Source organism: Paenibacillus sp. (assembly GCF_048976745.1).
Classification (GTDB): domain Bacteria; phylum Bacillota; class Bacilli; order Paenibacillales; family Paenibacillaceae; genus Paenibacillus.
Genome location: NZ_JBHGUU010000006.1, coordinates 633,405 through 657,864 on the forward strand (window position 1 = coordinate 633,405; position 24,460 = coordinate 657,864).

Below are 24,460 nucleotides of genomic sequence, written 5' to 3' on the forward strand. Positions count from 1 at the left end.
CGTGGAGGTTACCATGAAGGCTGATTCTGCACAGAATCAACAAGAAACGAAGCAATACAAGGTATTTCCGATTTTGTTCGCAATGCTGCTGAGCGGCTTTATTGGTCTGTTTGGAGAAACGGCATTAAACGTGGCTTTGACACCACTTATGGGTCTGCTTGAAGTTGGACCTACAACGATTCAATGGTTAACTACTGGTTACTTGCTTGTGTTGGGAATCCTGGTACCGGTATCCGGTATGCTGTTGCAATGGTTTACAACCAGACAGCTGTTCACAACGTCCCTGATTTTCTCCATTGCAGGCACATTTGTTGCTGCGCTTGCACCTAGCTTCGAAATTCTGTTGGTGGCACGGGTATTACAGGCTGTAGGTACAGCGCTGTTGCTGCCACTGATGTTTAACACGATATTGGTTATTTTCCCGATTGAAAAACGTGGTGCTGCCATGGGATTAATCGGTTTGGTTATCATGTTTGCGCCAGCAAGCGGTCCAAGTATCTCCGGTCTGATCCTGGCTAATCTGAGCTGGCACTGGATCTTCTGGATCTCCTTGCCGTTCTTCATTATCTCACTGGTATGTGGCTTGCTGTTCTTGCCAAATATTTCGAAATTGACCAAGCCCAAAATTGACGTACTATCCATTATCCTTTCTACCCTCGGTTTTGGTGGTATCGTATACGGCTTCAGTAGTGCAGGGGGACACGGGGAAACTGGCGGAGGCTGGACGAGTCCGGTCGTTGTTGCCACGCTCGTTATTGGTGTGTTGTCCTTGCTGTTATTCAGTATCCGTCAGCTAAGAATGAAGCAGCCAATGATGGATCTGCGTGCATTCCGATATCCGATGTTCACGATTGGTCTGATCCTGATCTTCATCTCAATGATGATGATGCTGTCTTCGATGTTGATTCTGCCGATGTACTTGCAACAGGGTATGGCGGTTACAGCGTTGACTGCTGGACTAGTCCTCTTGCCAGGCAGCTTGCTGAATGGATTCTTGTCTCCAATTATGGGACGTCTGTTCGACAAGTTTGGTCCAAAATGGCTGGTTATTATTGGGATGGCTATCGTATCCGTTGTTTTGTTCCTGTATACAGGCATCGAAGCAACAACTTCCCTTGGCACAATCATTACATTGCACGTATTCATGATGGTTGGTATTTCGATGATTATGATGCCTGCACAAACGAACGGTTTGAACCAATTGCCTCCTGAGTTCTACCCTCACGGTACTGCGATTATGAATACACTGCAACAGGTATCCGGAGCTATTGGTACGGCTGTGGCAGTAAGTATTCTGAGCGCAGGACAGACTCGCTTCTTGAGCAATGTGGCGAACCCTGAGACCCCGGAGAATCAATTGGCTGGTTTCACGTCAGGTGTACAAAATGCGTTTGTCTTTGCATTGGTTCTTGCTGTAATCGGACTGATCATTTCACTCTTTGTGAAACGGGTCAAAGTAGGAGCGCAAGCTGGACAACAAGGTCCAATGCATTAATTAATGTAAGCTACGTAAAAAAAAGCGATGCGTCCTTAACCATAAGGATGCATCGCTTTTATGCGTTATTTATTCTATCTTTTTTTGCTGTTGACGTGAAACGGGTTACAGCCATTAGAGTAAAAATGTAGCCGGAATACGATGGTTCAATAAATGAATTTCAGAGCAAATACTTCATGTTCCGGCAAAATTGTATATGTTCATACTAATATAAAAGGGTAATATAGAATGTATTAGTGCAATTTTTAACCAATCGAAAACGGTTTATATTTTATTTTTACTCAAGGAGACATCATTATGATCATCATCAATCCCATTGGCAATAACATTGAAAAGATGCTGCTGCACTACGAAAAAAATGGCCATCTCACTCTACAAGCTTCGCTTATTAGTAATAGCTCGGTTGTATATAGATTGCAAGACTATTGTCTCAAGGTATACGCTTCACGTGCAAGATTGGATGGGGAGATGGAAAGTGAAGCACTTAGGGCATTGCAATGTAATCCTTTTGCACCTAAATTGTATGCGTATTCACCGGGTGAGTATTCCCTGACGGGATGGATTGAAGCATTCAATCTGAAACAGTACCGTGAGAGATATGGACACATTCCTCCAAACTTGATATACGATATGTTTACGACGGAACTTCAGCAGATTCATGCTGGATATTGGGACTGGGATGTCATCCGATATGAGAACTTGCTCTGGACGGAGACAGGTGAAGTAAAAAGAACGAACTTTTGGTTGTGTGAGCCTGCGAAATCCAGTGAGAGCTTGTATCACCAGGTCATTCGAAAAATGGATAACATCTACAATGGGGATCGAACCGAAATGGAGGGGATAGAGCATTACTTTTATCGTCATCAGTTGACTTCGTCAGAGATCGAACAAGCTTTCAGTGATTTCAGGACTCAACGGCCAAGACTTACGATAGCATAATAAATTTCATACTTAAAACCCCAAAGATAGTTTAAGAATCTTTGGGGTTTCTTTCATAATATAGCGCAGCCTTGCTTTAGAAAAGTGACAGTTATTTCTTCACCAGCGCCAATATTTCATCAGCAACGAGGTCGGGGCGGAATTGATGGATGTAATGATCGGTATCTTTAATGGTGATCTGTTTTGAATCATCTGACCAAGATTTGAATTCTACTTGTGATTTATCCCATTCGGGCTCACTTGCACCAAGGTAATCAGCCGTCAGTATGGTGAGTGGAAACGGCAAGGTTTGTTTGTGATCTACGACCACTTTGGCATTGGGAGCTATTTCACGTAATTCATCCAACGTGTTCGCATTACCATAGTTGTACAACAGCGCAGTTGTATCCAATTTTTTCAGATCATCGGGTACAAGTTTCAATTCATTACGATTGGCATTGGAAGTTTCGACAACCAGGTCAGATTGCATGGAGAGGCGGAACAGTCCGGTTTGGATACGGAATTTATTCGCAAAACCACCAATTGTATCTGCCAAGGAGTCATCGTCTTTCGCATAATATTCCGGGCTTCCACCATCGATCATGACGATACCCTTAACAAGATCCGGGTACTTTTGTGCAAAACGGATGGTTTCCAGTGAGCCGAGTGAATGTCCAACTAATACATAAGGTGGCTTCTGTCCAGATACCTGTAACAACTCGTGTAATTCCTCTGCCACGGTATCGACATCACGTTTCTTCTCGGTCCGATCGCTATATCCATAGCCAAATCGATCATAGACAGCGAATTTGGTATTGGGAGCAAGCTTCTCATATAGCGGATAATAATCTACATAGGGATTAGCGGTACCCCAGCCGGAGGCAAGTACTACCGTTACATCACCTTCTCCACCGGTATATAGATGCATATTGTCTCCGTGCACTTTGTACAGCTTTCCAGGAGGTACGAGCATTTTGGCATCCTGCCTTAAACCCACTTGCTGGTAGATCACGCCTGTACCGAAAAGTAAAATAATTAACGCGAGGTCGAATATCAAAAACTTAACTAATCTTTTACGCCATTTCTTCATGTTCTATCACATACTCTCCATGTATTTTCTCTATCATATATGCCCAATCTTATACGAGAGAAAACAGAGTCTTAATTCTATCTTAATTCAGTATATTTTCGATCATACGGGAATGGGCGGTTTTGCCGAAAATTGAATATCAACGGTCAATGAATTAATATATAGCTACGATATGAATAGATCTTATCAAATGTTGAATCACAGATTGATTTTATATAGAACAGAAGGTATGTACAATGACAAAATACGAAAATCAGCTCCCGACATCAGCCGGCATGAACTTCAAGTCCTTGGTCAGTATATTGAGAGATTCCATGCGTGGAAATGTAGAGCGGAGGCCATCAGGCACGATGCCCATGGAGGTATGTGAACCTGCAGACTCATTCAGTGCTTCCGATAATTCGCAGGTTACATGGTTTGGCCATTCAGCCTTTTTCCTTGAAATTGAGGGCCACAGGTTACTCTTTGATCCGATGCTGGGCAATCGTCCATCCCCTGTATCCTGGGTGGGTACCAAACGATACAGCACGAATCTACCGATTCAACCGGAGGATTTCCCGACTCTGGATGCAATCATTATATCGCATGACCATTATGATCATCTGGACTATGACTCCATTCGCAGATTGAAGGATAAAACAAAGCGATTTATCGTGCCACTTGGTGTCCGGCGACGACTGATTCAACTGGGTGTGCCTTCAGAACAGATTACTGAGCATAACTGGTGGGATGAGTTAACGTACAAAGGTCTAACATTGGCTTGTACGCCAGCACGCCATTTCTCAGGCAGAGGATTATTCGACCGCAATTCTACCTTATGGTGTTCATGGGTCATCGCTGGAGAACATACAAAGGTGTTTTTTAGTGGTGACAGCGGATACGGTCCTCATTTTAAGGAAATTGGAAGGAAATACGGGCCATTTGACCTGACTTTGATGGAATGTGGGCAATATGATGAGCGGTGGTCCAACATTCACATGATGCCGGAAGAAACGGTGCAAGCGCATTTGGATGTAGGTGGCAAGTTGCTTATCCCGATTCATTGGGCGGCATTTACGCTGGCCTATCATGCTTGGAACGAACCGGTCGAACGGATCATCAAGGCAGCACATGCTTTGAATGTGAAGATTGCAACACCCAAAATTGGCGAGAAGGTTGTGCTTCATTCAGAGGATTACCCTACACACCCATGGTGGAGAACGGAATTAGGTTGAAATTAAAAGCGTTCAGCTCATTCAATGAGTGAACGCTTTTTCTGTTGCATTTTACATCAGGATCGATAGGGCACTGTAGATTAACAATATACCCATAACGATATTAACAGGACGCTCGTACCTTAATAGAAAGCTCTGAAATAACATGCCACCGAACGCCCAGGTCATATTGGCACTAATGCCGATAAAGGTGAGCAGCAAGGAAAATCCGGTTAATTGAACATGGGACTGCCCAAGAGGCAGAACAAAAACGGATATGGCCGTAAGTCCATACAGAATGACTTTGGGATTAATGAATTGAAGTGTGAACCCAAATAGAAATGAATAATGATTGACCTTGTTCTCTTCCGCATCGGCAGGTTTACTTCGCATAATTTTGACTGCCAGATAAAGCATGTACGCACATCCCAACAGGTTCAAAACAGGTGTGATCTTGGGGATATACTGATGAAGAATAAGGTTGAAATAACTGGACAGAAACATAATAAGCAGGCAGCCGGCTGCAACTCCACTAATAAACGGAAGGGTCTTGCGGAAACCCTGATTTCTTGCATGCGTCATGGAAATGATATTGTTGGGTCCGGGTGTAAATGAAGCGATGATTGCATAGGTCACTAAAGGTATGATGTTCATGGTTCCTCCACGTTTTCTTAGTTGTGTGATATAATAACCTAAATGTACGTTATAGCGCACGTTCTTTATCATTGTACAATATGTGCGTTATAAAGCACAACTGGTTTATATCATGAGGAGGATGGACTGTGAAAAACATTAATCATATTCTTGCCCAGAACTTGAAACAGCTCAGGGAACAGAGAAAGCTTAGTCTGGACAAGGTTGCCGAAATGTCCGGCATAAGCAAGACCATGCTGGGTCAGATTGAACGTGGCGAATCCAATCCATCGATTGCAACCGTTTGGAAGATTGCCAACGGCCTGAAAATTTCTTTTACTGCGCTGATCCACGAGCCGAAGTCAGATACTACCGTTGTAACGGGGGATGATATTCAAGTATTGATGGAGGATGAGGGAAGGATTCGGATCTATCCGCATTTTCCTTTTGAAGAGGGTCGGCGTTTTGAAATATATATGATGGAGATGGAGCCCCAGTCTGCGTTGAATGCTGAACCGCATATCGAAGGTACGGAAGAATTTATTACGGTTGTTGAAGGGGTCGTTACGATTCGGGTAGGGAGCGAAGAATATTCGTTGAAGCAAGGGGAGTCGATCCGTTTTGGAGCCGACAAGCCTCATGCCTATGTTAACTCCGGTGTTAAGGGGAACAAATTAAACATGGTTATTCATTATTCGAAGTGATATGCAATTCAATAAAAAGACAATAAAGCAGCCAGATAGATGAACAGACTCTCCATTGTTTAGTCGTGGACAAATGGGGTGCAGTTCAGTACATTGGCTGCTTTATTGGTTTGTTCGTTATGAAACCCAGCGTCTAAGATATGGCTCGGGTTAAGGCTTTTCTCTGGCCTGACGCTGGATTTCCTTCGCTGTTAATGCTTTATCATACACTCTTACATTATCCATACTGCCTTTGTAGAATGGATCAGCCGTGTAACGACTCTTGCCCACATACGCTTCCGTCACATGCAGATCTTTTGGGTTAAAGGTGATCTCAGAGCTGCTGGCAACAGATGTACCGTTCACATATAGAGTGCCTATATCACCCTGAAGGGTTACAGCAACATGAACCCACGTTTTAGAAGGCAAGGGATTTGCAGCAATCAGACTCTGATCCCGTCCCTCATTGTGAATGGTGAATTGTAATGCCCCATTATGCTGAGATGGAGTAAGGAACATATGTCTGGTCAAGCCATTTCCAAAGTCGAAAATACGCTGCCAGGAACCGCCGCCATCCCAATTGACCCAAGCGCTAAACGTGAAATCCGTGGTATCTGTAAGGAGTCCAGGCAACTGAATATAACTGTCGGTTCCATTAAATGTGGCAGCCTGATTTTTGCCACCTGCAGCAGTACTGACCACGTTATAGGCTTCTCCGTGATATCCGTTTTTACTGGAATCCTCTGCGACTTTGGCAAGTTTCTTGTGATCAAAAGTATATTCCCCAAGCAATGGGCTTACCGCTTGCTGCGGAATGATAACGTTAAACGTTTTGGAACTTACCGCAGTTCCTTTACGTATCGTTGCGGTTAATTTCACTTTGGCATCACCCTTGCCAGCGCGTGGTCGCTGCACTACCCCTGTAGCGGATAGCGCCGAAGTGTTGGAGCTTTTCCACGTAATGTCTGCATCACTTGTTCCCTTGGTAGGAAGAGAGAGATTAAAGAACACATGATCCGTATTACCAATGCTCAAATCCTTTTTCACTGCATTTACAATGTCTTGATCACTTCGTTCTACACCTTGAGTTCCCCAGATGGCAATCCCGGAGGAGGAGAGGGCGCTAAAGGTCAGAACTGTACTCTGAGATTCCGAATTCCATTCATGTGTGAAAACGCCGTTATACACAACTTGATTCGATGTAATCTGAACTTTGTTTTCTGTGCCAAGACTCCATGTTCCTGTCACGGCACCATGAATCCGGCCATCTGCTGTGAACTGTACGGTCTGAGATGGCTTGATATTCGCCGTGATGTCCTTACCATGATTCACCCATTGGTACTGACCGGTGATATCCTGAGTTGTCAGTTGGGCTGTATCCTCTTCCAAGGCAGCATAGCGATATGGAGAAACGACGGGCCAACCATCCGCATTCATATGCATCTCATGTACGCGAACTTCATGTTCTTCGCCACGCCCCGGAAAGCGAGTATGGAAGATGAGAAATTGTTTGCCAGTCTCCGCATCAAAATAAGCTGAGTTGTGTCCCGGTGATACATAACCGATTCCCAGGCCTGTGCCCGGATCGCCAATCTGTCTCTCGAACAGGAAGTTCCCCATTAATTTGACTCCAAAAGGCTCAATGGAACGATCATCAAATAGCGGTTTATCCTTGTCCGCTTTAACGTTGATCATATCGTTTCCTTCGGCATCCAGGAAAGGACCATCCGGCGTTTGGGAACGAGCAACTCGAATGTTATATCCTCCGTCAGCACCCAGTCCCCCGTAAGACAGGTACAGATAATAATAATCGGTTTCGGGACTGTAGAGCATATAAGGTGCTTCAATACGACTATGGTTACCTCCGGTCAGTTTTTTGCCATAACCTTGATTCGGCAGCGGTTTGCCTGTCGTCTCATCCATCTCCAGAATGAAAATTCCCCCGGAGTAGGAGCCATACACCATCCATAACTTGCCGTTTTTATCATAAAAGACATCAGGATCAACCATATTGGGATGAATCGTTGCATCGTAAATGGTACCATCCTCACTGATCTGATCCCACATGCCGGATTTCAACAGAATGCCCTGATCCTTATAAGGTCCTTCGATGTTATCTGCGACAGCAATTCCGAGGGCTGATCGGGGAGAGTCCCCTTTACAAGCATTGTAGTACATATAAAATTTGCCGTCCGCGAGCTGAATGACATCTGCCGCCCATAACGTATCAGTCTGTGCCCATTCCAGCGCTTCAGCAAATTCCTTGGTTACATTGGGGACAACAGGATTATTGTCCGTAACACCAGAGGCGACGAGATCCCAGTTCAGAAAATCTTTGGACTTGGCCACTTGCAGATGTGATCCAAAAATATAAAAGGTATCATCCACCTTAATGACAGAAGGGTCATGAACGGAAACATTTTTGAATGATGGAGCAGGATTTGCGATAGCTGTGATGGAAGTCTGCGAGTTGCCCACGTTTGTCCCTGAACCATTGGCGAACACCGAGACCGGAGCCAAAGTTGTTGCCGTAAGTAATGCGGTGCTTAGTACAGAAATGTTAAGTGCGTTTACCCAATAACGTTTCATACGTTTCCCCTTTCCTAATCCCAAAATGAAAATAACCCGATACTTGGCAACACACGATATAAGGTTCGGCAGACCTCCTTTGGGTATTTCAATATATTAAGCGCTTTCATTTGATATATTATCAATTGGTTTATATGTTTGTAAACCATAAAAATAATGAATTTATAGCAAAATGACAGAATATAAGAGGGGAAGAGAGAGCGCTAGAGCTTTTCGCATTCAATAAAAGACAAAGAAATCAGGAGTCATTCCTAAATTGAGGATTGAAATTGGGCGCTGAAATGCGATAGTATTACGTTTAGATCGTATGTTTACGTATTTATAAATCATTTTATGTTTATTGGGATTAAAGGCAGGTATTTTGTTGTAATGATAATCCAGACTACATAGGAGGTACAAACATGACTACATATCAGAACCAATTGATCGCAAAATACACGTTTGAACATGCCCTTCATATCGGGAAAGACAGCTCCGGGAACGGGCATGATAGTTTGGCAAAAGGTGAGTTGCCCCCTGTAATATCCGAGTTGAAAGGCAGATCGGCTGTAACTTTTAACGGGGGAGGGAATGGAACTTCTTATCTGCACTTACCCTCGAATTTGCTTCAGAATGTAAGCGATAACACCGGAGTTACTGTTGCGACTTGGGTCTTCCTGGGCAAAGGCTCCAATGTGTGGGAACGAATTTTTGACTTTGGCAAAGGGGAGAAGGGACCGTATATATTTCTGACGCGTCAGCTCATGGGTACGTTATATGCCGGAGATAATCTGGTTGTACACCCGAGTGGAGGAGTTGCAAGTGGAGAATGGATGCATATTGCACTCTCCGTGGCAGGCAGCCAAGGAGGCACATTGGGCAGTGCGGGTCCGATTGTATATGTGAACGGGGAGAAGGCCGCAGACGGTTCGATCAGTCAGACGTCCAGTGGCAATTATGCCAAACTGCGCAAATGGTTTGATACGTTCAAGGACCCTGAGAACTACAGCCAGAATTATATTGGACGCTCCCAATACGCAGCTGATGTGGATTTTGCAGGTTCGTTATCCGACTTCCGGATCTATGGGGCAGCGCTCACCATGGATGAAGTCATTGAAGTGATGTGTGAATCACTGACAGATGAGGCGATTGTGAAGCTTGCCGCAGACAAGTACTTGTCCTTCCCCAACCGAATCATCACCAAAGATGTGTCACTGCCTGCAGATTTGTTGGGTGGTAAAGTGACGGTGAATTGGAGTTCAAGTGAGCCGGAAGTCTTGTCCGAGAACGGAGAAGTTCAGGTAATCACATCGGCACAAGAAGTTACGCTGCGTGCACTTCTGACGAAAGGTGAAAGCAAGCTGAGTCGGAGTTTTGACGTATCTGTTGTGCCAGCCCATGTCGCGCCTTATACGGTCACTATCCATGGAGATCAGAAGGTGGCTGACATCAGTGAAGTGATGTATGGTTTATTTTACGAGGATATTAATAACGCGGCAGATGGCGGGATCTATGCGGAGCTTGTTCGGAATCGATCATTTGAATCCTTTACATTTGATACATATTCACATGATTCTGGGGAATGTGGTTGTTCGACAGGTCGAAATCGTGAACCATTGTTTGCCTGGTCAGGTGATACCGAGAAGATGCTCGTGCAGCATACGGATGGACTGAACACCCACTTTAACGTGCAAGATCCTGAAGTGAATGCTCATTATGTGACAGTTCAGGATGGAGCAACCATTCGAAATCGTGGATTCTCAGACTCCAACCAGCATTGTGCCATGTCCATCAAGCAGTGTGAGGCGTATGATTTTACCGTATGGGCAAAAGCAGAATCGGCAGGAACGATCACTGTTCAATTGCAGGATGGAGAAGATACTTCCATTAGTGATTCGGTAACGTTACATGTTGAAGGCGGGAATACATGGAAGAAATACGGCTTGTCTCTGACCGGAACAAAGACTGTACTTGGTCAACTGGCACTTACGTTTGAAGGTGACATCTCCATCGATATGGTGTCCTTAGTGCCTCAGAATGTATGGGGAGCTGATCCGACAGAAGAAGGAATATCCGCTACAGCACATGCCAACTACACAGGTAATCCGAACTATCGATTGAGAAAAGATCTAATTCAGGCACTCGCAGATCTGCATCCGAAGTTCCTGCGTTTTCCGGGAGGATGTATCTCGGAAGGGTCCTTTATATGGGACAACGTATACGATTGGAAGGATTCTGTGGGACCGGTTGAGCTACGCAAAGAGAATTATAATGTCTGGGGTTACATGATGACGATGGGGCTTGGTTATATGGAGTACTTCCAGTTGGCGGAGGATCTGAATGCTGCTCCAGTTCCAGTCATGGCTTGCGGTGTGTTATGTCAGGCACGTTCGGATTATGCTCACCCTGCGGGTGGCGCTTTGAGGGATTATTATATCCGCAACTTCACTGATCTGATCGACTTTGCGCTCAGTACAGATACTGAACACAATGAATGGGCGGCAGTGCGAAGTCAGATGGGGCATCCTGAACCGTTCGATCTTCGTTATCTGGGCGTAGGCAATGAGAACTGGGGCACTGAATTTTTTGCCAACTTCGAAGTATTCAAACGTTCGATAGATGATTACATGAGACGGAACTATCCTGATCATGAGCTGCACATTATCTCGACGGTTGGTGCACAGGCGGATGATGATGCGTACCAGGAAGGATGGAAGTTCCTGAGTGGGAACCTCACCGGATCAGCTCAAGTTGCTTTTGCAGATGGTACAGAGGTGATTGAAGAGACCGTAACCTGGTATGAGGACCAGGAGAATTACATGGATACCATCGCAGATGAGCATTACTACCGATCCAATGAATATTTGCTGAACAACGTGGATCGGTACAATTATTATGACCGGGCTTATCATGAAGACGGAAGTATCGATTGGAAAGAGTCATCCAAAGTATTTGTGGGAGAATATGCTTCCACGGATAAAAATACGCTGGCAGGTGCGGTTGCGGAAGCGGCGATCATGACCGGATTTGAAAATAACGCGGACGTTGTTCGTTTGGCTGCCTATGCACCATTGTTCAACAAAGTATTGACCGATGGTACCTACCGCTGGACACCGGACTGTATCTGGTTTGATGATGAAACGGTGTGGTATACACCGAATTATTATGTACAGCAGCTTTTTGCAAAACATGTAGGGGACCAGGTACTTGCGACTTCGTTCTCCACCTATAGCAAAGGCAAACCGCTGAATCTCATTCCGCGTGGCGGCATCGAAATTGCAACAGGTCATGCAGACATCGTGGTGAAACGCGTCACGGTCACGTCCAATGAGGATGGCACCGTACTGTTAGATGAAGATTTCAGAAAACGTACGGAGCCTAGCGATGTATGGGGACAGATTCCCGGATCGCAAGGTTACAAGATAACCGCAGGGAAAGGGCTCATTTTGAAGGCGCAATCAAGCGGATTAAATGGATTGTATCTGTTGAATGACAAATGGACCCACTACAGTGTTCACGTTGAGGCTGAAAGAATGTCAGGTGAGGATGGTTTTTACATCGGCGTGGGGTTGACGGATATCTCACCTGAGAACAAGGATGTCATCGAGTATGCAATCAGTTACGGTGGGAACGCAACAGGCGTGAAGGTGTACAAACAAGGGATCGAGGGTTATACACTGGGAGATTATTCATCCAGTTCCACAGCAGGTAACCTGAGAGCGGTCAACTATGAACCACTCGAGAATGGCACCGATTATACGATCACGGTTAACTATGGTGGGGACACTGGTAAGAACTTGATCTGTTCCTATACGGACGGGCGCAGTACCAGCAAGGTTCTGGATTATAAGCTGGAAGCTTACAATCGGGAAGTATTCCATTCCGTGACGAAGGACGCACAGCATGTGTATGTGAAACTGGTGAATTCAGATGGTGTGGATAAATCAACCCGGATTTGCCTTCAGGATCTAAAGGTTGATGCTTCAGCCAGATTAATCACGCTTACGGGAGAAGATCATTTGGTGCATATTCCGAATGTGAATCAGAAGAATGATGAGAAAGTAGTTCCACAAGAACAGAAGATAAAGCTGATGGGTGAGTCAGCGACCGTTTGTTTGCCCGCTCATTCGGTAAATGTTCTCATTATGGATTTTTTATAAGGAATACGTAAAAAGGCTCCCTTAATGCAGACATCTGTCGTTTGCGATAAGGGAGCCTTTTGTTATGGAATAAAATGCAATCACTGTGCCGTAATAGGATTAACATGTCCTTAATTCATATGTTAACCAATGAGGACATGATCCTCTGCATAACCGATTTTGGATGTGCGTTTCTTCTGCGCCAATGCAAAAGCCAGAGTTAGTGGTCCCAATCGTCCCGCAAACATAGTAATGGTGACTATAATTTTACCAGCAACACTCAATTCACTTGTAAGACCCATCGATAGTCCTGTGGTGCTAAAAGCCGAAGTGGCTTCAAACAGAACATCCAGAAAATGATTTTCAAGAATGCCTTCGGATATGGATAACAAAATGGAGATTCCAAGTACAAAAGCGAGGGCACTTAAGACCACAGCGAGTGCGCGCATCACTGTTTCTTCTGCAATTTTACGTTCAAAAGCATGAATTTGCCCACCGCCCCGAAATGTTTGAATCGTCGCAAGAACAAGGACCACAAAAGTATTGATTTTAATTCCTCCACCTGTTCCGCCGGAAGAAGCCCCAATGAACATCAGGATAATAATGAAAAATTGGGATGTGGCCAACATACTTCCAATGTCAATGGTATTGAATCCGGAGCTTCGAGGAGCAGTACCCTGAAATAGAGCAGCCCATATGCGTTCACCGAAAGATAAATCAGCGAACGTAGAAGGATTCCAACTCTCGATTAAAAAGATGGTAAGGAATCCAATCAAGTATAGAGAAAAACTGCCGATTAATACAATCTTTGAATGCAGAGAGAGTTTTCTCCATGAACGTTTGCGGAATATATCCACAACTACAATGTAACCCAAACCGCCAATGATAAAGAGCGTAATAACTGTAAGATTAACAACCGGGTCGCCAACAAATGGAGTAAGGCTATCAGTCCAAAGAGAAAAGCCCGCATTATTGAAGGCAGAGATGGAATGGAACATGGCATAATATAAAGCTTGTCCCCATCCCAAATCGCTTTGCCAGCGCAATGTTAAAACCACTGTAGCCAGAGCTTCAAAAGCAAATGCTATAAGCACAATATACAGTGATAACTTAACCAGACCTTGAGCAGAGGATGTATTGGTGGCTTGTTGAATAAGGAGCCTCTGTTTCAAGCCAATCCGTTTCCCCAGAATAATGGCTACCATTACACCTAGTGTCATGAAACCCAACCCGCCAACCTGAATTAAAATCATGATAATGATCTGTCCAAATGTAGAAAAGACAGTCCCTGTATCCAGAACAATCAGCCCGTTTACACATATCGCAGAGGTTGCTGTGAACAAGGCATCAAGCAAACCAATGGATGTCCCGGTACTAGAAGATAGAGGCAGTGCAAGCAATAAGGCCCCGATCCAGATGAGTGCAAAAAAGATGATCATGATAAGTTGAGGAGGGCTCATATTATTTTTCAACTTGTTCACAATGGATTCAATGTCCGTAAATGCCGAAGTTTTCAGTACACGTTTATTTCTTTGGTTCATAATCACTCTCCAGATTCCGAATGTCATCGTTACTGCCTATTAACAGGAGCATATCTCCCGTACGGACTATGTCTTCAGCCAGGGGTGAGATATTCAGGTTATTCCCCGTTTTGATGGCGATAACCGTACATCCATATTCAGCCCGAATGTTGAGTTCCAGCAATGTCTTCTGATTCATACTTATGGGAGCTTTGATCTCGACCAAATTATAATCGGAAGATAATTCAATGGAATCAATAATGTTGTCTGAGCTAAGTTGATTCCCCAGTCTCGTGGCCATATCCCGTTCTGGGTAAACAATTTGATCGGCACCAATCTTGCTAAGGACACTACCGTGGTTGTCATTTTTGGCCTTGGCTGTTACTTTAGGAACATTAAGTTCTTTCAATAACAGAGTGGTCAGTATACTTGCTTGCAGATCTTCACCGATTGCAACAATGGCGTGAGAAAAGTTGCTTGCCCCAAGCTCAACAAGGACCGATTTGTCAGTACAGTCCGCCTGAACGGCATGGGTAGCTATTGTTGAAATTTCCTGAACAAGAGTTTCACTCTTGTCTACAGCGAGCACTTCGTGTCCATTTTTAATGAGTGTATGTGTCAAGCTTGATCCGAAACGCCCAAGGCCAAGAACCATAAACTGTTTTTTCATAGTATCCCTCATTGTAATCAGAATAAATAATGATTTCTTCTACATGTTAATAGGTAAATATTACATTACGTAAACAGGATTGTAAGGTTTCATATCTTAATTCGAAAAAATGAAAAAATAGTGCTCTCCTAAAGGGAGCACTATTTTTTCGGTTCTGATTATCTGCGTTTCAATAACAGAACTCCACTGATTGCTGACGTTTTCTGGCGATACACCACTTTGAATCCAATATCATTGTCCAGCAAACAGTTTAATGCATTAATCAGTAATGCGCCGGGAACCAGTGTGAATGTACACGGAGCTGTATTGCCAATCACGCGTACACTTTGGATTCTGCGGGCAGAACCAGGGACAAGCGCATTTCTTGACCAATAGATTAACACCAGATCCGGTTGTCGAACAGCATTGACAGGAGCCATACTAATCATCTCTTTTCTATTAAAGGTTCTTAATAGTAGATGAAAAGTAGAGGAAAAGGTGTTAGACGGAAGTCATGTTGTTTAATAAATAGACTCTACTTATTCGTAGAATGCTGTTTCGAAGGCAATTTGTCCCCTGGCGTTCCCTTGCCGTTGTTTTTATTGTGACGCGCTTTTTCGGCATTTTCGTTAACTTTTTTCACAAAATCTTGCGTGCTTTCCATTTGAAATTACAGCTCCTTCCACAAGCAAAATGGGTATTCGATTGTTAATATAACCACTGGAAAGTGATTTTATTTTAGTGACATCGCAAAGTTTAATTTGGATTCCACATTTCCTAGGTTAGTTGGGACATACTGGACATGGGAAGTGTAGCCGTCTAAACTAGATAGACCAGACATAATAAGAAGGGATGCGCCGATCCAAATATGTTGCAGAAATTCGGTTTTACACAATATGAAAGTCAGGTATACGAGGCTATATTTGCGCAGGATGAACCACTTGATGCCACATCTATTGTTAATTACTCCAATGTCCCCAAAGCCAAAATCTATGAAGTGCTTAATCGTCTGATCGATAAGGGAACGGTGCTGACAACGATGGATGGAAAGAAGAAATTATATATGGCCGTGGATCTTCAGTCCATTATTCATAAGATCAAGGCTGATTTTGATAAAGATATCGAGGAACTGAAGCGTTACAAAATCAAACGTACATTCACGGACGAACATATCTGGACGTTAAAAGATGAATCATCCATTGGATCAAACATTGAACAACTTATCGAGGAAGCGGAATCATCAATTCTTTTCCTGGCATGGAATGAGCGAATGGAGAAATATCGTGAACTGCTGGAGCAGAAGGAAAAGCAGGGAGTGTACGTTGAAGTGTTAGCCGTAGGGGGAATGGAGACCTCTTTAACGCGCAAATACTCGTTGATTCCATTACTTGACGCGCCAGAGCCATCACAGCTGCTCATTGTGGATCATGCGTATCTGCTGTTTGCCGGTGTAGAGCACGATTCATGGCGAGCCATTAAGACGATGTCCAAACCAATTGTCAAAGCGATGACTGATTATTTCTACCATGATGTTGCGCTTACTCAAATTACCAAAAAATACGGTGACCAACTGTTACAGGATGCTGAGATCGAGCGTTTGCTCACCAGGTTGATCTATTAAAACTATTCTCTTGGAGAATAGTTTTTTTGTTATATTTTGTTTGAAAAATCATGAAAATAACTATTGAAAATTTCATTTTTATAGGTTACTATCGTAGTTGTAACTTTTGAGGAGGATTCACAATGAATAAAAAAGTATATGTGCTTGCTATCGCAGCATTTGTGGTCGGAACCGTTGAACTGATCTTGGGCGGAATTCTGGACCTGATTGCTTCGGATCTTCAACTTTCCCTGGCGAAAGCCGGGTATTTAATTTCCATTTTCTCACTTGTCTATGCGTTGTCCGCGCCGATTTTATTAAATATGACGGCCAGATTCGAGCGTAAAAAGGTATATATGTGTACGCTGTTTGTATTTCTGATCAGTAATCTGATCTCTGCGTTCAGTACCAGCTTTTATATGCTGATGGCGGGTAGAGCGCTCGGAGCAGCAACAGGTTCACTTATTTTTGTTCTCTCCCTGACCCTTGCAGCGCGAATTGTGGAACCACAGTATAAAGGACGCGCCGTGGGGACCATTACCATGGGAGGCAGTGCCTCACTTATCCTGGGTGTACCCCTTGGTATCTTTGTAGGCAACTTGGCAGGCTGGCGTGAAGTGTTTATGTTGATCGCTATGCTGACCGCAGTGGTAATGGTAGCGATCTGGATTGCGATGGATCGTGTGCAGCCTATACCTGCTGTATCCCTGAAAAAACAGCTTACGGCTCTGTGGAATCCCAAAATGTTGGCAATCCACGCTACGACTTTGCTTGTGCTTGCAGGTCACTTGACTTTATATGCGTATTTCACACCATTTCTCCAAGAAACGCTGGGTGCCAGTGCAACGATGGTTACGTTTATCTATATGATGTTTGGGATCGCCGCTGTTGCAGGAGGAGGCATCGGGGGCATGTTATCCGATCGTCTGCATCCTGCCAAAGCGATAGTCATTGTGCTGATTCCCTTTATCGTGAGTATGGCTGTCATTCCGTTCAGCGTAGGATTACCTCTGATTGCCTTTTTGCTGCTGTTAAGCATATGGAGTGCACTGAGTTGGACCGTTACGCCTGTACAGAATAGTCTCATTATCAAAACTTCGCCGGAGACAGCAGAAACGCTAATCAGCACCAATTCAGGTATTGCACATGCAGGTATTGCACTGGGTACCTATATCGGTGGCATGGTGATTGATCATTCATCAATTCTGAACAACGGATGGGTTGGTTCTGTTCTGATTTTGCTTGGTTTGGTCTGCGCCATTTACGCCATTAGCGTTAAGGAAAAAACCATCCAGGCGATTGCCTAAAATAAAGACGTACCAAAACTTGAACCTTTGCATTCCCATAGACAATGGGGTGTAGAGGTTTTTTGCTATTTTACGAGAGTATGCGAGAGCAGATCAAACTACTTTCATATAGAATGAAACTTGCTTTATTCATCGTAATCTATATAATTAAAATAGTTTTAAAAAGTATCATCTAATGTCGAACTGGATGATATACACATAGGGAGCGATGATCATGATCACAAAGACGGAAAAACAAAAAATGCTGGATGGCGAGCTGTACATGGCTTCGGATCTCGGATTGTCTGAGGATAGGGAGTATGCAAGAAGAATGACGCGGACATTTAACCAAACGACAGAAACGGACGGTGAGCTTCGCACCAAGTTATTGAAGGAATTGTTGGGATCTACTGGGGAACACTTGAGTATGGAACCCAATATTCATGTGGATTATGGATATAACATTCATGTAGGTAACCATTTTTATGCCAATTTTAACTGTACGATATTAGATGTGTGTGAAGTTCGTATTGGAGACCATTGTTTAATGGGGCCTGATGTACATATCTATACGGCTACTCATCCACTCCATCCACATGAACGCAATACGGGTGCAGAATATGGCAAGCCCGTTACGATTGGAAATAATGTATGGATTGGTGGTAGAGCCGTTATTAATCCGGGTGTGACCATTGGACACAACGTAGTCATTGGTTCTGGTTCGGTGGTTACGAAGGATATTCCGGATAATATGATCGTGGGCGGCAATCCTGCTAGAATCATTAGAGAGATAGAGCTTTAACATATTTATAGATAGAAGATGGGAAGTGCTAGGGATGATGACTGAAAAAGAGAAATCTCAATTAGGGTTCTTATACAATGCCAATTATGATCAAGAGTTGATTGAAGAGCGCTTGTATGCCAAAGGACTTTGTTACGATTATAACCAGCTCCATCCAGGGAAGATCAATGAAAGAGGAGCGTTAATTAAGAAATTGTTTGGGAAAACGACCGATCGTTTCCTGATTGAACAGCCATTTGTATGTGATTATGGTTATAATATTCAAATTGGTGAGAACTTCTATAGCAATCATAATATTGTCATGCTGGATGGAGGCAAAATTAGTTTTGGAGATAACGTTTTTATTGCTCCCAATTGCGGATTTTACACTGCTGGCCATCCTTTTGATGTGGAGCAGCGCAATGAAGGTCTGGAGATTGTTGGACCGATCACGGTGGGGAATAACGTGTGGATTGGTGGCGGTGTAACTGTTCTTGCCGGTGTGACGATTGGAGACAATACAATCATCGGAGCAGGGAGCGTAGTGACCAAAAGTATACCGTCTGGTGTGATTGCTGCGGGTAATCCTTGCAGGGTCATTCGCAAGATAACGGAAGAAGACAAAACAAAGTACAGCAGGGATGTAGTGAAGACCATCTAGTGAAGAATAAATAGTGAACAACGTGATTCTCGCTAAAGAGAATGCCCGATGTGTATCATCGGGTGTTTCTTTTTGAAAATAAAAATAAAATCCCCAGACAAAAAACATGCCAAGGTATCGTATAACCGACACTTTTTTCATGTGATTTGCTGGGGGATAGACGGATGAATCTGTTACATGTAACTTTGCTAAAAAACCTTAACGCTGCAAACTTTTCCCGTTACTGCTGATCACTTCTTTGTACCAATGGAAGGATTTCTTGCGGTAACGTTCGAGTGTTCCTGAACCATCGTCATGACGATCAACATAGATGTAGCCATAACGTTTTTTCAACTGGGCAGAAGACGCACTGACTACATCAATGCAACCCCATGATGTATAACCCATAATTTCAACGCCATCTTTAATGGCTTCGCCAACCTGAACCAGATGATCATTTAGATACTGGATTCGGTAATCATCTTCGACGGTTTTCTCGCCGTCTGCACCCGTGATCAACTCATCAACAGCGCCAAGACCATTCTCTACAATGAACAGTGGTTTCTGATAACGGTCATAGAACATGTTAAGCACATAACGTAAGCCTTGCGGGTCAATCTGCCATCCCCACTCACTTGCTGGCAGATAAGGGTTAGGTACGCCGCCAAGCAGGTTACCTTCACCTGCGATTTGTTTCTCGGGGTCTGCTGTCTGGCAGATACTCATGTAATAACTGAAAGAGATGAAGTCCACTGTATTCAGAAGCATGTCCTCATCGCCAGCTTCCATCTGAATCTCGATTCCATTCTCCCGGAAATAACGTTTCATATAACCAGGGTAGCGACCTCTTACATGTACATCACCGAAGAAATAGTTGCTATGTTCGAATTCCATGACTTTAATCATATCGTCTGGATTCGGTGTCAGCGGGTAAGTAGGCATGCTAAGCATCATACAACCAATCTGTGCCGTAGGAATAATCTCATGACAGAGTTTCACAGCGGAAGCACTGGCTACAAACTCATGATGGATCGCCTGATACAGATCTTGTTTACTAAGCTTCTCCTTCGGCGTATAGATGCCACCGCTCATGAAGGGTGCTTCGAGAATCGAATTGATTTCGTTAAAAGTAAGCCAGTATTTTACTTTGTTTTTATAACGATTAAATACGACAGTTACATAACGCTCATAGAATCCGACCATTTTCCGGTTAACCCAGCCATCGTATTCTTTGGACAGGTGAAGTGGTGTCTCATAGTGGGATAGCGTAACAAGTGGTTCGATTCCGTATTTGTGACATTCGTCAAACAGATCATCGTAGAATTGCAGACCTTCTTCATTCGGTTCCAATTCGTCTCCTTTCGGGAAAATCCGGGACCATGCGATGGACATGCGGAATACTTTGAAGCCCATCTCTGCAAACAGTTTCACATCTTCCTTGTAGCGATGATACAGATCAATGCCGATCAGTTTCATGTTATCTTCGGTGGGTTCTTCCGTAATAGGCCCCATGATACCTTTGGGAGCTACATCCTGCGTAGATAATCCTTTGCCGCCTTGATTGTATGCACCTTCAGCCTGATTGGCTGCAATTGCGCCACCCCACAGGAAATTTTCCGGGAATTGATAGGTTTGATTTTGAGAGTTGCTCATGTGTATCGCTCCATTCATCAAATTTATATTTAAGATGATTCATGTATGACATAAAAAAGCTTAAACGTTGTAACGGGTTACACGTCAAGTTTTACTTTTGATCCCAATCAAGGCATACTATTATTCCATAGTTCGTTAGCAAGAAGGGAGTCTCCGATGTCCAAGTTCGATGAAATTATGAAGCGGTCCGGTTACTCAAAAGCAACTGTGTCACGCGTAATTAATCATTCCCCACATGTCAGTGATGAAGCACGACAGATCATAACGGATATTATGAAACAGTTGAATTATATTCCCAACCGAAATGCGGTATCGTTATCGACAGGACAAACAAAGCAGATTGGAATTGTGACCTCTACCACAGGTGAGATCATTCTTACATTCATGAATCAATTCATTGATACAGCCATGGATTTTGGGTTTCAGACGATTATCTATACATCCCGTGGAGATCCGGAAATTGAATTGCAGGCGTTTGAAGATCTGCGCAGTAAACGAGTTGATGGGCTGGTTATTATTGCTTGTGTTAATGACCCGCGCAAACTAAAGGCATATTGTGAGTATGGGCCCATTGTCTCCTGGCAGCGAATGGGGAACGACGAGATCCCGTCTGTTGCGATGGATCAGGCTGAAGGGTACAAGTTAGCTTTGGAGCATCTGGTTTCGAGAGGATACACCCGAATTGCCAATGCATTTGGCAGGGCTGAAAGTTTGAATACCCAGAGCCGCCGTAAAGCCTATGAATCTTTCATGAAGAGTAGAGGTATGCCTGTGTGGACTGAAGCGTATCAATATTCCGTATTCAGCTCCTCCGATGGCGAAGAAGCAATGCGAAGAATGGCAGAAGGGCCAGAACTTCCACAGGCCGTATTATGTTCGAATGATTATGCAGCCATCGGCATTTTGAGTGAAGCACGCAGACGAAATATTCAGGTACCGGAACAACTTGCCATTGTGGGGTTTGATGATATCGAGCTTTCTCGTGTTCTCGGGATCACGACCATACACAATCCGATTGCGGAGCAAGCCACCCAGGCGTTCCATCAATTGTGGGCCGTGTTGGGTAAAACAGAGTTGAAGACAGAGCGGCTGACCTACCAGCTGATTGAACGTGAGACGACTTGAATCCGTAAGATCTGAAGTGAGAATCAGTTTTTATGGATTCAATAATTATTCAAATTTGAAGCATCTTCGAATCAAACCCATACGTTATACTGAAGATGAGCTTTAGAATGACATATCTGTACAGATAATAGCGTGAAGTTTTTGTATCATGTTACAAGTTACATATTTCACAAATGATTTGCGGGAAAGGTGAGAATGGACTTTATGAAAACAGTGACAGGCCGATTCAGAATTGCGGGCATATGGGAGGGCGTATCGTTACTTCTATTAATTTTTATTGCTATGCCTCTGAAATATTTTGCAGATATCTCTTCCGCTGTAGCCGTAATGGGCATGATTCATGGTATTTTGTTTCCTTTGTATCTTATTGCGTTAGTTCACTTGGCTGTGGTCAAAAAGTGGAAGATAACGCGCTGGCTGATGGGTGGACTGGCTGGTCTTTTGCCGTTTGGAACTTTTGTATTCGAATCTTATCTTCGGAAGAGAGATTGGAAATAAACTTCCAATAGAAGAGTAAAAATTCAATAGAATACTAATCAAAGCAAGGCGACCAAGTACGGAAGTTATCCGAACAGGTCGCCTGCTGAGTTCTAGCGAGTTTTATTTCACTACGCCTGTTTGACGATCGGACAATAAGCTGACTCCAATATCACCAGAGGCGTTTGACACAGGTGCATAGGCTGAGAAGGAAGTTACAACAACCAGGGCAGTAAACAGAAATAAAAATGATTTTTTCATACCATAACCTCTTTCATATGGGTATATATTCCATATTATTCTAACGCACATAGGCTATACTTGGAAAGAAAAATTTTAAATGAGCAAGCTGTAAAATGACTGAAAGGGTTGAGCTTTTGTGAAGGATATTCATGAGTTAACATCCATAGAAATGGTTGAAGAGGCTATTCAACAACATGAATTGGTTTTTTTGTATGTATCTCGTCCGGAGTGCAGTGTTTGTCACGCTTTGCTTCCCAAAATCAGGGCGGTGCTTGAACCTTATCCGTCTATATATCTGGGTCACATAAATGCTAACGAAGTGGAAGAGGTTGCGTCCAAGTTTCTTATTTTTACAGTTCCAACCATGCTCATGCTTGTGGAGCAGAAGGAGTATATTCGAGCGGATCGTTTTGCTCCCTTAGAACGTTTGGCAGAGCAACTGCAACAGATCCATTCTATGTTTACCGAGGATGGGGAATAGAAAGCAAAAGCTTGCTGAAAGGTGGCTCATACGTGAGCCGTTTTTTTTATTTTTTGCGCTCTCAGCAACATATAACTATGGATAAAGGACACGATGCCTAAACTCCTAAATTAAAGTATTGCCATGAAAACGGTTTTATGATAATTTAAACATTATAAAAACGTTTTTATAGCAAAGGAACAAAACTTATGGCAAAGATAACGATTAAAGATGTAGCAAGGGAAGCGGGTGTATCCATATCTACAGTCTCCAACGCCTTGAATGGTGTGGATGTCTTGAACCCGGAGACAAAATCACATGTTCTTAAGGTGGCAGAGCGTTTAAACTATGTGCCCAATCTGAATGGCAAGCTGTTGAAGTCCGGTCAGACAAAAATGCTCGGTTTTTTCACTACAAGTGTATCGGGTCCGTATTTCTATAAGCTGGTCGAGTCGATGTCTCGCGAATGTGATCGTCTTGGGTATGGTTTGAATGTATTTGTGACAAAGGACAAACACGTTATTATGAGTAATATTCTCGGTCGGCGGGTGGATGGTGTCATTATTTACGAAGAGCTTCGAATTGATGAGCAAGATATTATCGCCATGGAGAAAGACAAGATTAAGGCTGTTTTTCTGGATCGGGTCTATCAGAGCGATACGATGGGAAGTGTCATTTTTGACTCGTATGTGGCAGCATACGAAGCAACCAAGTATTTGATTGGGCTTGGGCACAAGAACATTGCTTATATTTCGGGTGTGGACACGATGTTTGATAGTGTGCAGCGTAAAGAGGGTTATCTGGCTGCCTTGCGTGAATATCAGCTTCCAATCGATGAAGATTACATTATACAGGGGTATTTTGAGGAGGAAAGCACATATAGTGCGATAAAATCTTTTCTTCATTTACACCCCGGCAAGCGGCCGGATGCATTTCTAGCAGGGAATGACTTGAGTGCAATTGGCTGTATGCATGCGTTGAAGTCTGAGGGCTTTGAAGTGCCTCAAGATGTTAGTGTCGTGGGTTTTGACGATATTGATATCGCACAGTATTTTTCTCCACCGCTCACAACGGTAAGAAATCAAATTGCAAGACAGGGTATTCTGGCCATCAATCAACTGGTGGGTATGATCAAGGAGAAAGAACAAGGGGCTGCACAGAAATTGGCGGGTGAACTGGTGGTTAGAGGTTCAAGTCATGTGAAGATCGACCGGAAAGACTACCGCACATAAGTTGATGCAGCTTCTTCTCCGGTCTTTTTTACACAAATATAAATAAAGATTTTTTTTATGCTGAAAAATAAAAAC

General features: G+C 43.6%; 22 protein-coding genes. 13 read left to right on the top strand and 9 right to left on the bottom strand.

What is annotated here, in order from left to right:
- Positions 1-13: 13 nt before the first annotated feature.
- Together ACE3K2_RS09585 and ACE3K2_RS09590 are read left to right on the top strand one after the other, a co-directional pair.
- The gene (locus ACE3K2_RS09585) at positions 14-1,495 is read left to right on the top strand and encodes a DHA2 family efflux MFS transporter permease subunit (protein ID WP_421891128.1); all 1,482 of its coding nucleotides are present in this window, start codon (positions 14-16) and stop codon (positions 1,493-1,495) included.
- 297 nt (positions 1,496-1,792) lie between these two features.
- Positions 1,793-2,434: a hypothetical protein gene (locus ACE3K2_RS09590; protein ID WP_421889234.1), complete on the top strand. Its 642-nt coding sequence runs from the start codon at positions 1,793-1,795 to the stop codon at positions 2,432-2,434.
- A gap of 91 nt (positions 2,435-2,525) precedes the next feature.
- Here the strand turns inward: ACE3K2_RS09590 and ACE3K2_RS09595 are convergent, their stop codons facing one another.
- Positions 2,526-3,503, bottom strand: coding sequence for an alpha/beta fold hydrolase (locus ACE3K2_RS09595; RefSeq protein WP_421889236.1), 978 nt, complete (start codon positions 3,501-3,503; stop codon positions 2,526-2,528).
- 236 nt (positions 3,504-3,739) lie between these two features.
- Between ACE3K2_RS09595 and ACE3K2_RS09600 the strand changes: the two genes are divergently transcribed.
- The gene (locus ACE3K2_RS09600; protein ID WP_421889238.1) at positions 3,740-4,717 is read left to right on the top strand and encodes an MBL fold metallo-hydrolase; all 978 of its coding nucleotides are present in this window, start codon (positions 3,740-3,742) and stop codon (positions 4,715-4,717) included.
- A 51-nt stretch (positions 4,718-4,768) separates the two neighbouring features.
- Here ACE3K2_RS09600 and ACE3K2_RS09605 read toward each other — a convergent pair whose 3' ends face one another.
- A complete protein-coding gene (locus ACE3K2_RS09605; RefSeq protein ID WP_421889240.1) occupies positions 4,769-5,350 on the bottom strand; it encodes a LysE family transporter in 582 nt (193 codons plus the stop codon).
- Between the two features lie 128 nt (positions 5,351-5,478).
- Here ACE3K2_RS09605 and ACE3K2_RS09610 point away from each other — a divergent pair, with 128 nt between their 5' ends.
- Entirely contained in the window at positions 5,479-6,033 is a 555-nt protein-coding gene (locus ACE3K2_RS09610) for a helix-turn-helix domain-containing protein (protein ID WP_421889242.1), read from the top strand.
- 150 nt (positions 6,034-6,183) lie between these two features.
- Here ACE3K2_RS09610 and ACE3K2_RS09615 read toward each other — a convergent pair whose 3' ends face one another.
- Positions 6,184-8,601, bottom strand: coding sequence for a family 43 glycosylhydrolase (locus ACE3K2_RS09615; protein ID WP_421889243.1), 2,418 nt, complete (start codon positions 8,599-8,601; stop codon positions 6,184-6,186).
- A gap of 401 nt (positions 8,602-9,002) precedes the next feature.
- Between ACE3K2_RS09615 and ACE3K2_RS09620 the strand changes: the two genes are divergently transcribed.
- Complete coding sequence (locus ACE3K2_RS09620; protein ID WP_421889245.1) at positions 9,003-12,740, top strand: alpha-L-arabinofuranosidase C-terminal domain-containing protein; 3,738 nt, start codon at positions 9,003-9,005, stop codon at positions 12,738-12,740.
- A 122-nt stretch (positions 12,741-12,862) separates the two neighbouring features.
- On the opposite strand, the gene ACE3K2_RS09625 is transcribed toward ACE3K2_RS09620, so the two are convergent.
- The 4 genes from ACE3K2_RS09625 to ACE3K2_RS09640 form a co-directional block, all read right to left on the bottom strand.
- Positions 12,863-14,260, bottom strand: coding sequence for a TrkH family potassium uptake protein (locus tag ACE3K2_RS09625; RefSeq protein ID WP_421889246.1), 1,398 nt, complete (start codon positions 14,258-14,260; stop codon positions 12,863-12,865).
- Complete coding sequence (locus ACE3K2_RS09630; protein WP_421889248.1) at positions 14,244-14,909, bottom strand: potassium channel family protein; 666 nt, start codon at positions 14,907-14,909, stop codon at positions 14,244-14,246. The genes ACE3K2_RS09625 and ACE3K2_RS09630 overlap by 17 nt, the downstream gene beginning before the upstream one ends.
- Before the next feature lie 158 nt (positions 14,910-15,067).
- A complete protein-coding gene (locus tag ACE3K2_RS09635; protein WP_421889250.1) occupies positions 15,068-15,328 on the bottom strand; it encodes a hypothetical protein in 261 nt (86 codons plus the stop codon).
- A gap of 95 nt (positions 15,329-15,423) precedes the next feature.
- Positions 15,424-15,552, bottom strand: coding sequence for a DUF4023 family protein (locus tag ACE3K2_RS09640; RefSeq protein WP_047842809.1), 129 nt, complete (start codon positions 15,550-15,552; stop codon positions 15,424-15,426).
- Positions 15,553-15,756: 204 nt separating this feature from the next.
- Between ACE3K2_RS09640 and ACE3K2_RS09645 the strand changes: the two genes are divergently transcribed.
- The 4 genes from ACE3K2_RS09645 to ACE3K2_RS09660 all read left to right on the top strand — a co-directional run bounded on the left by ACE3K2_RS09645 (position 15,757) and on the right by ACE3K2_RS09660 (position 19,216).
- Positions 15,757-16,509 (top strand): TrmB family transcriptional regulator, encoded by a 753-nt coding sequence (locus ACE3K2_RS09645; protein ID WP_421889252.1) that lies wholly within the window; start codon positions 15,757-15,759, stop codon positions 16,507-16,509.
- Positions 16,510-16,631: 122 nt separating this feature from the next.
- Positions 16,632-17,795, top strand: coding sequence for an MFS transporter (locus ACE3K2_RS09650; RefSeq protein ID WP_421889254.1), 1,164 nt, complete (start codon positions 16,632-16,634; stop codon positions 17,793-17,795).
- A gap of 214 nt (positions 17,796-18,009) precedes the next feature.
- A complete protein-coding gene (locus ACE3K2_RS09655; RefSeq protein ID WP_421889256.1) occupies positions 18,010-18,576 on the top strand; it encodes a sugar O-acetyltransferase in 567 nt (188 codons plus the stop codon).
- A gap of 37 nt (positions 18,577-18,613) precedes the next feature.
- On the top strand, positions 18,614-19,216 hold the full coding sequence (locus ACE3K2_RS09660; protein WP_421891131.1) for a sugar O-acetyltransferase: 603 nt from the start codon (positions 18,614-18,616) through the stop codon (positions 19,214-19,216).
- A 198-nt stretch (positions 19,217-19,414) separates the two neighbouring features.
- On the opposite strand, the gene ACE3K2_RS09665 is transcribed toward ACE3K2_RS09660, so the two are convergent.
- A complete protein-coding gene (locus tag ACE3K2_RS09665; protein ID WP_421889258.1) occupies positions 19,415-20,848 on the bottom strand; it encodes a glycoside hydrolase family 1 protein in 1,434 nt (477 codons plus the stop codon).
- A gap of 156 nt (positions 20,849-21,004) precedes the next feature.
- On the opposite strand from ACE3K2_RS09665, the gene ACE3K2_RS09670 reads away from it, so the two are divergent.
- Together ACE3K2_RS09670 and ACE3K2_RS09675 are read left to right on the top strand one after the other, a co-directional pair.
- Positions 21,005-21,973: a LacI family DNA-binding transcriptional regulator gene (locus ACE3K2_RS09670; RefSeq protein ID WP_421889260.1), complete on the top strand. Its 969-nt coding sequence runs from the start codon at positions 21,005-21,007 to the stop codon at positions 21,971-21,973.
- A 195-nt stretch (positions 21,974-22,168) separates the two neighbouring features.
- The gene (locus tag ACE3K2_RS09675) at positions 22,169-22,471 is read left to right on the top strand and encodes a DUF3817 domain-containing protein (protein WP_421889262.1); all 303 of its coding nucleotides are present in this window, start codon (positions 22,169-22,171) and stop codon (positions 22,469-22,471) included.
- 102 nt (positions 22,472-22,573) lie between these two features.
- Here the strand turns inward: ACE3K2_RS09675 and ACE3K2_RS09680 are convergent, their stop codons facing one another.
- Positions 22,574-22,711: a hypothetical protein gene (locus ACE3K2_RS09680; protein WP_278295348.1), complete on the bottom strand. Its 138-nt coding sequence runs from the start codon at positions 22,709-22,711 to the stop codon at positions 22,574-22,576.
- A 118-nt stretch (positions 22,712-22,829) separates the two neighbouring features.
- Between ACE3K2_RS09680 and ACE3K2_RS09685 the strand changes: the two genes are divergently transcribed.
- Together ACE3K2_RS09685 and ACE3K2_RS09690 are read left to right on the top strand one after the other, a co-directional pair.
- Entirely contained in the window at positions 22,830-23,174 is a 345-nt protein-coding gene (locus ACE3K2_RS09685; protein ID WP_421889264.1) for a thioredoxin family protein, read from the top strand.
- 188 nt (positions 23,175-23,362) lie between these two features.
- Complete coding sequence (locus ACE3K2_RS09690; RefSeq protein ID WP_421889266.1) at positions 23,363-24,385, top strand: LacI family DNA-binding transcriptional regulator; 1,023 nt, start codon at positions 23,363-23,365, stop codon at positions 24,383-24,385.
- Positions 24,386-24,460 lie beyond the last annotated feature (75 nt).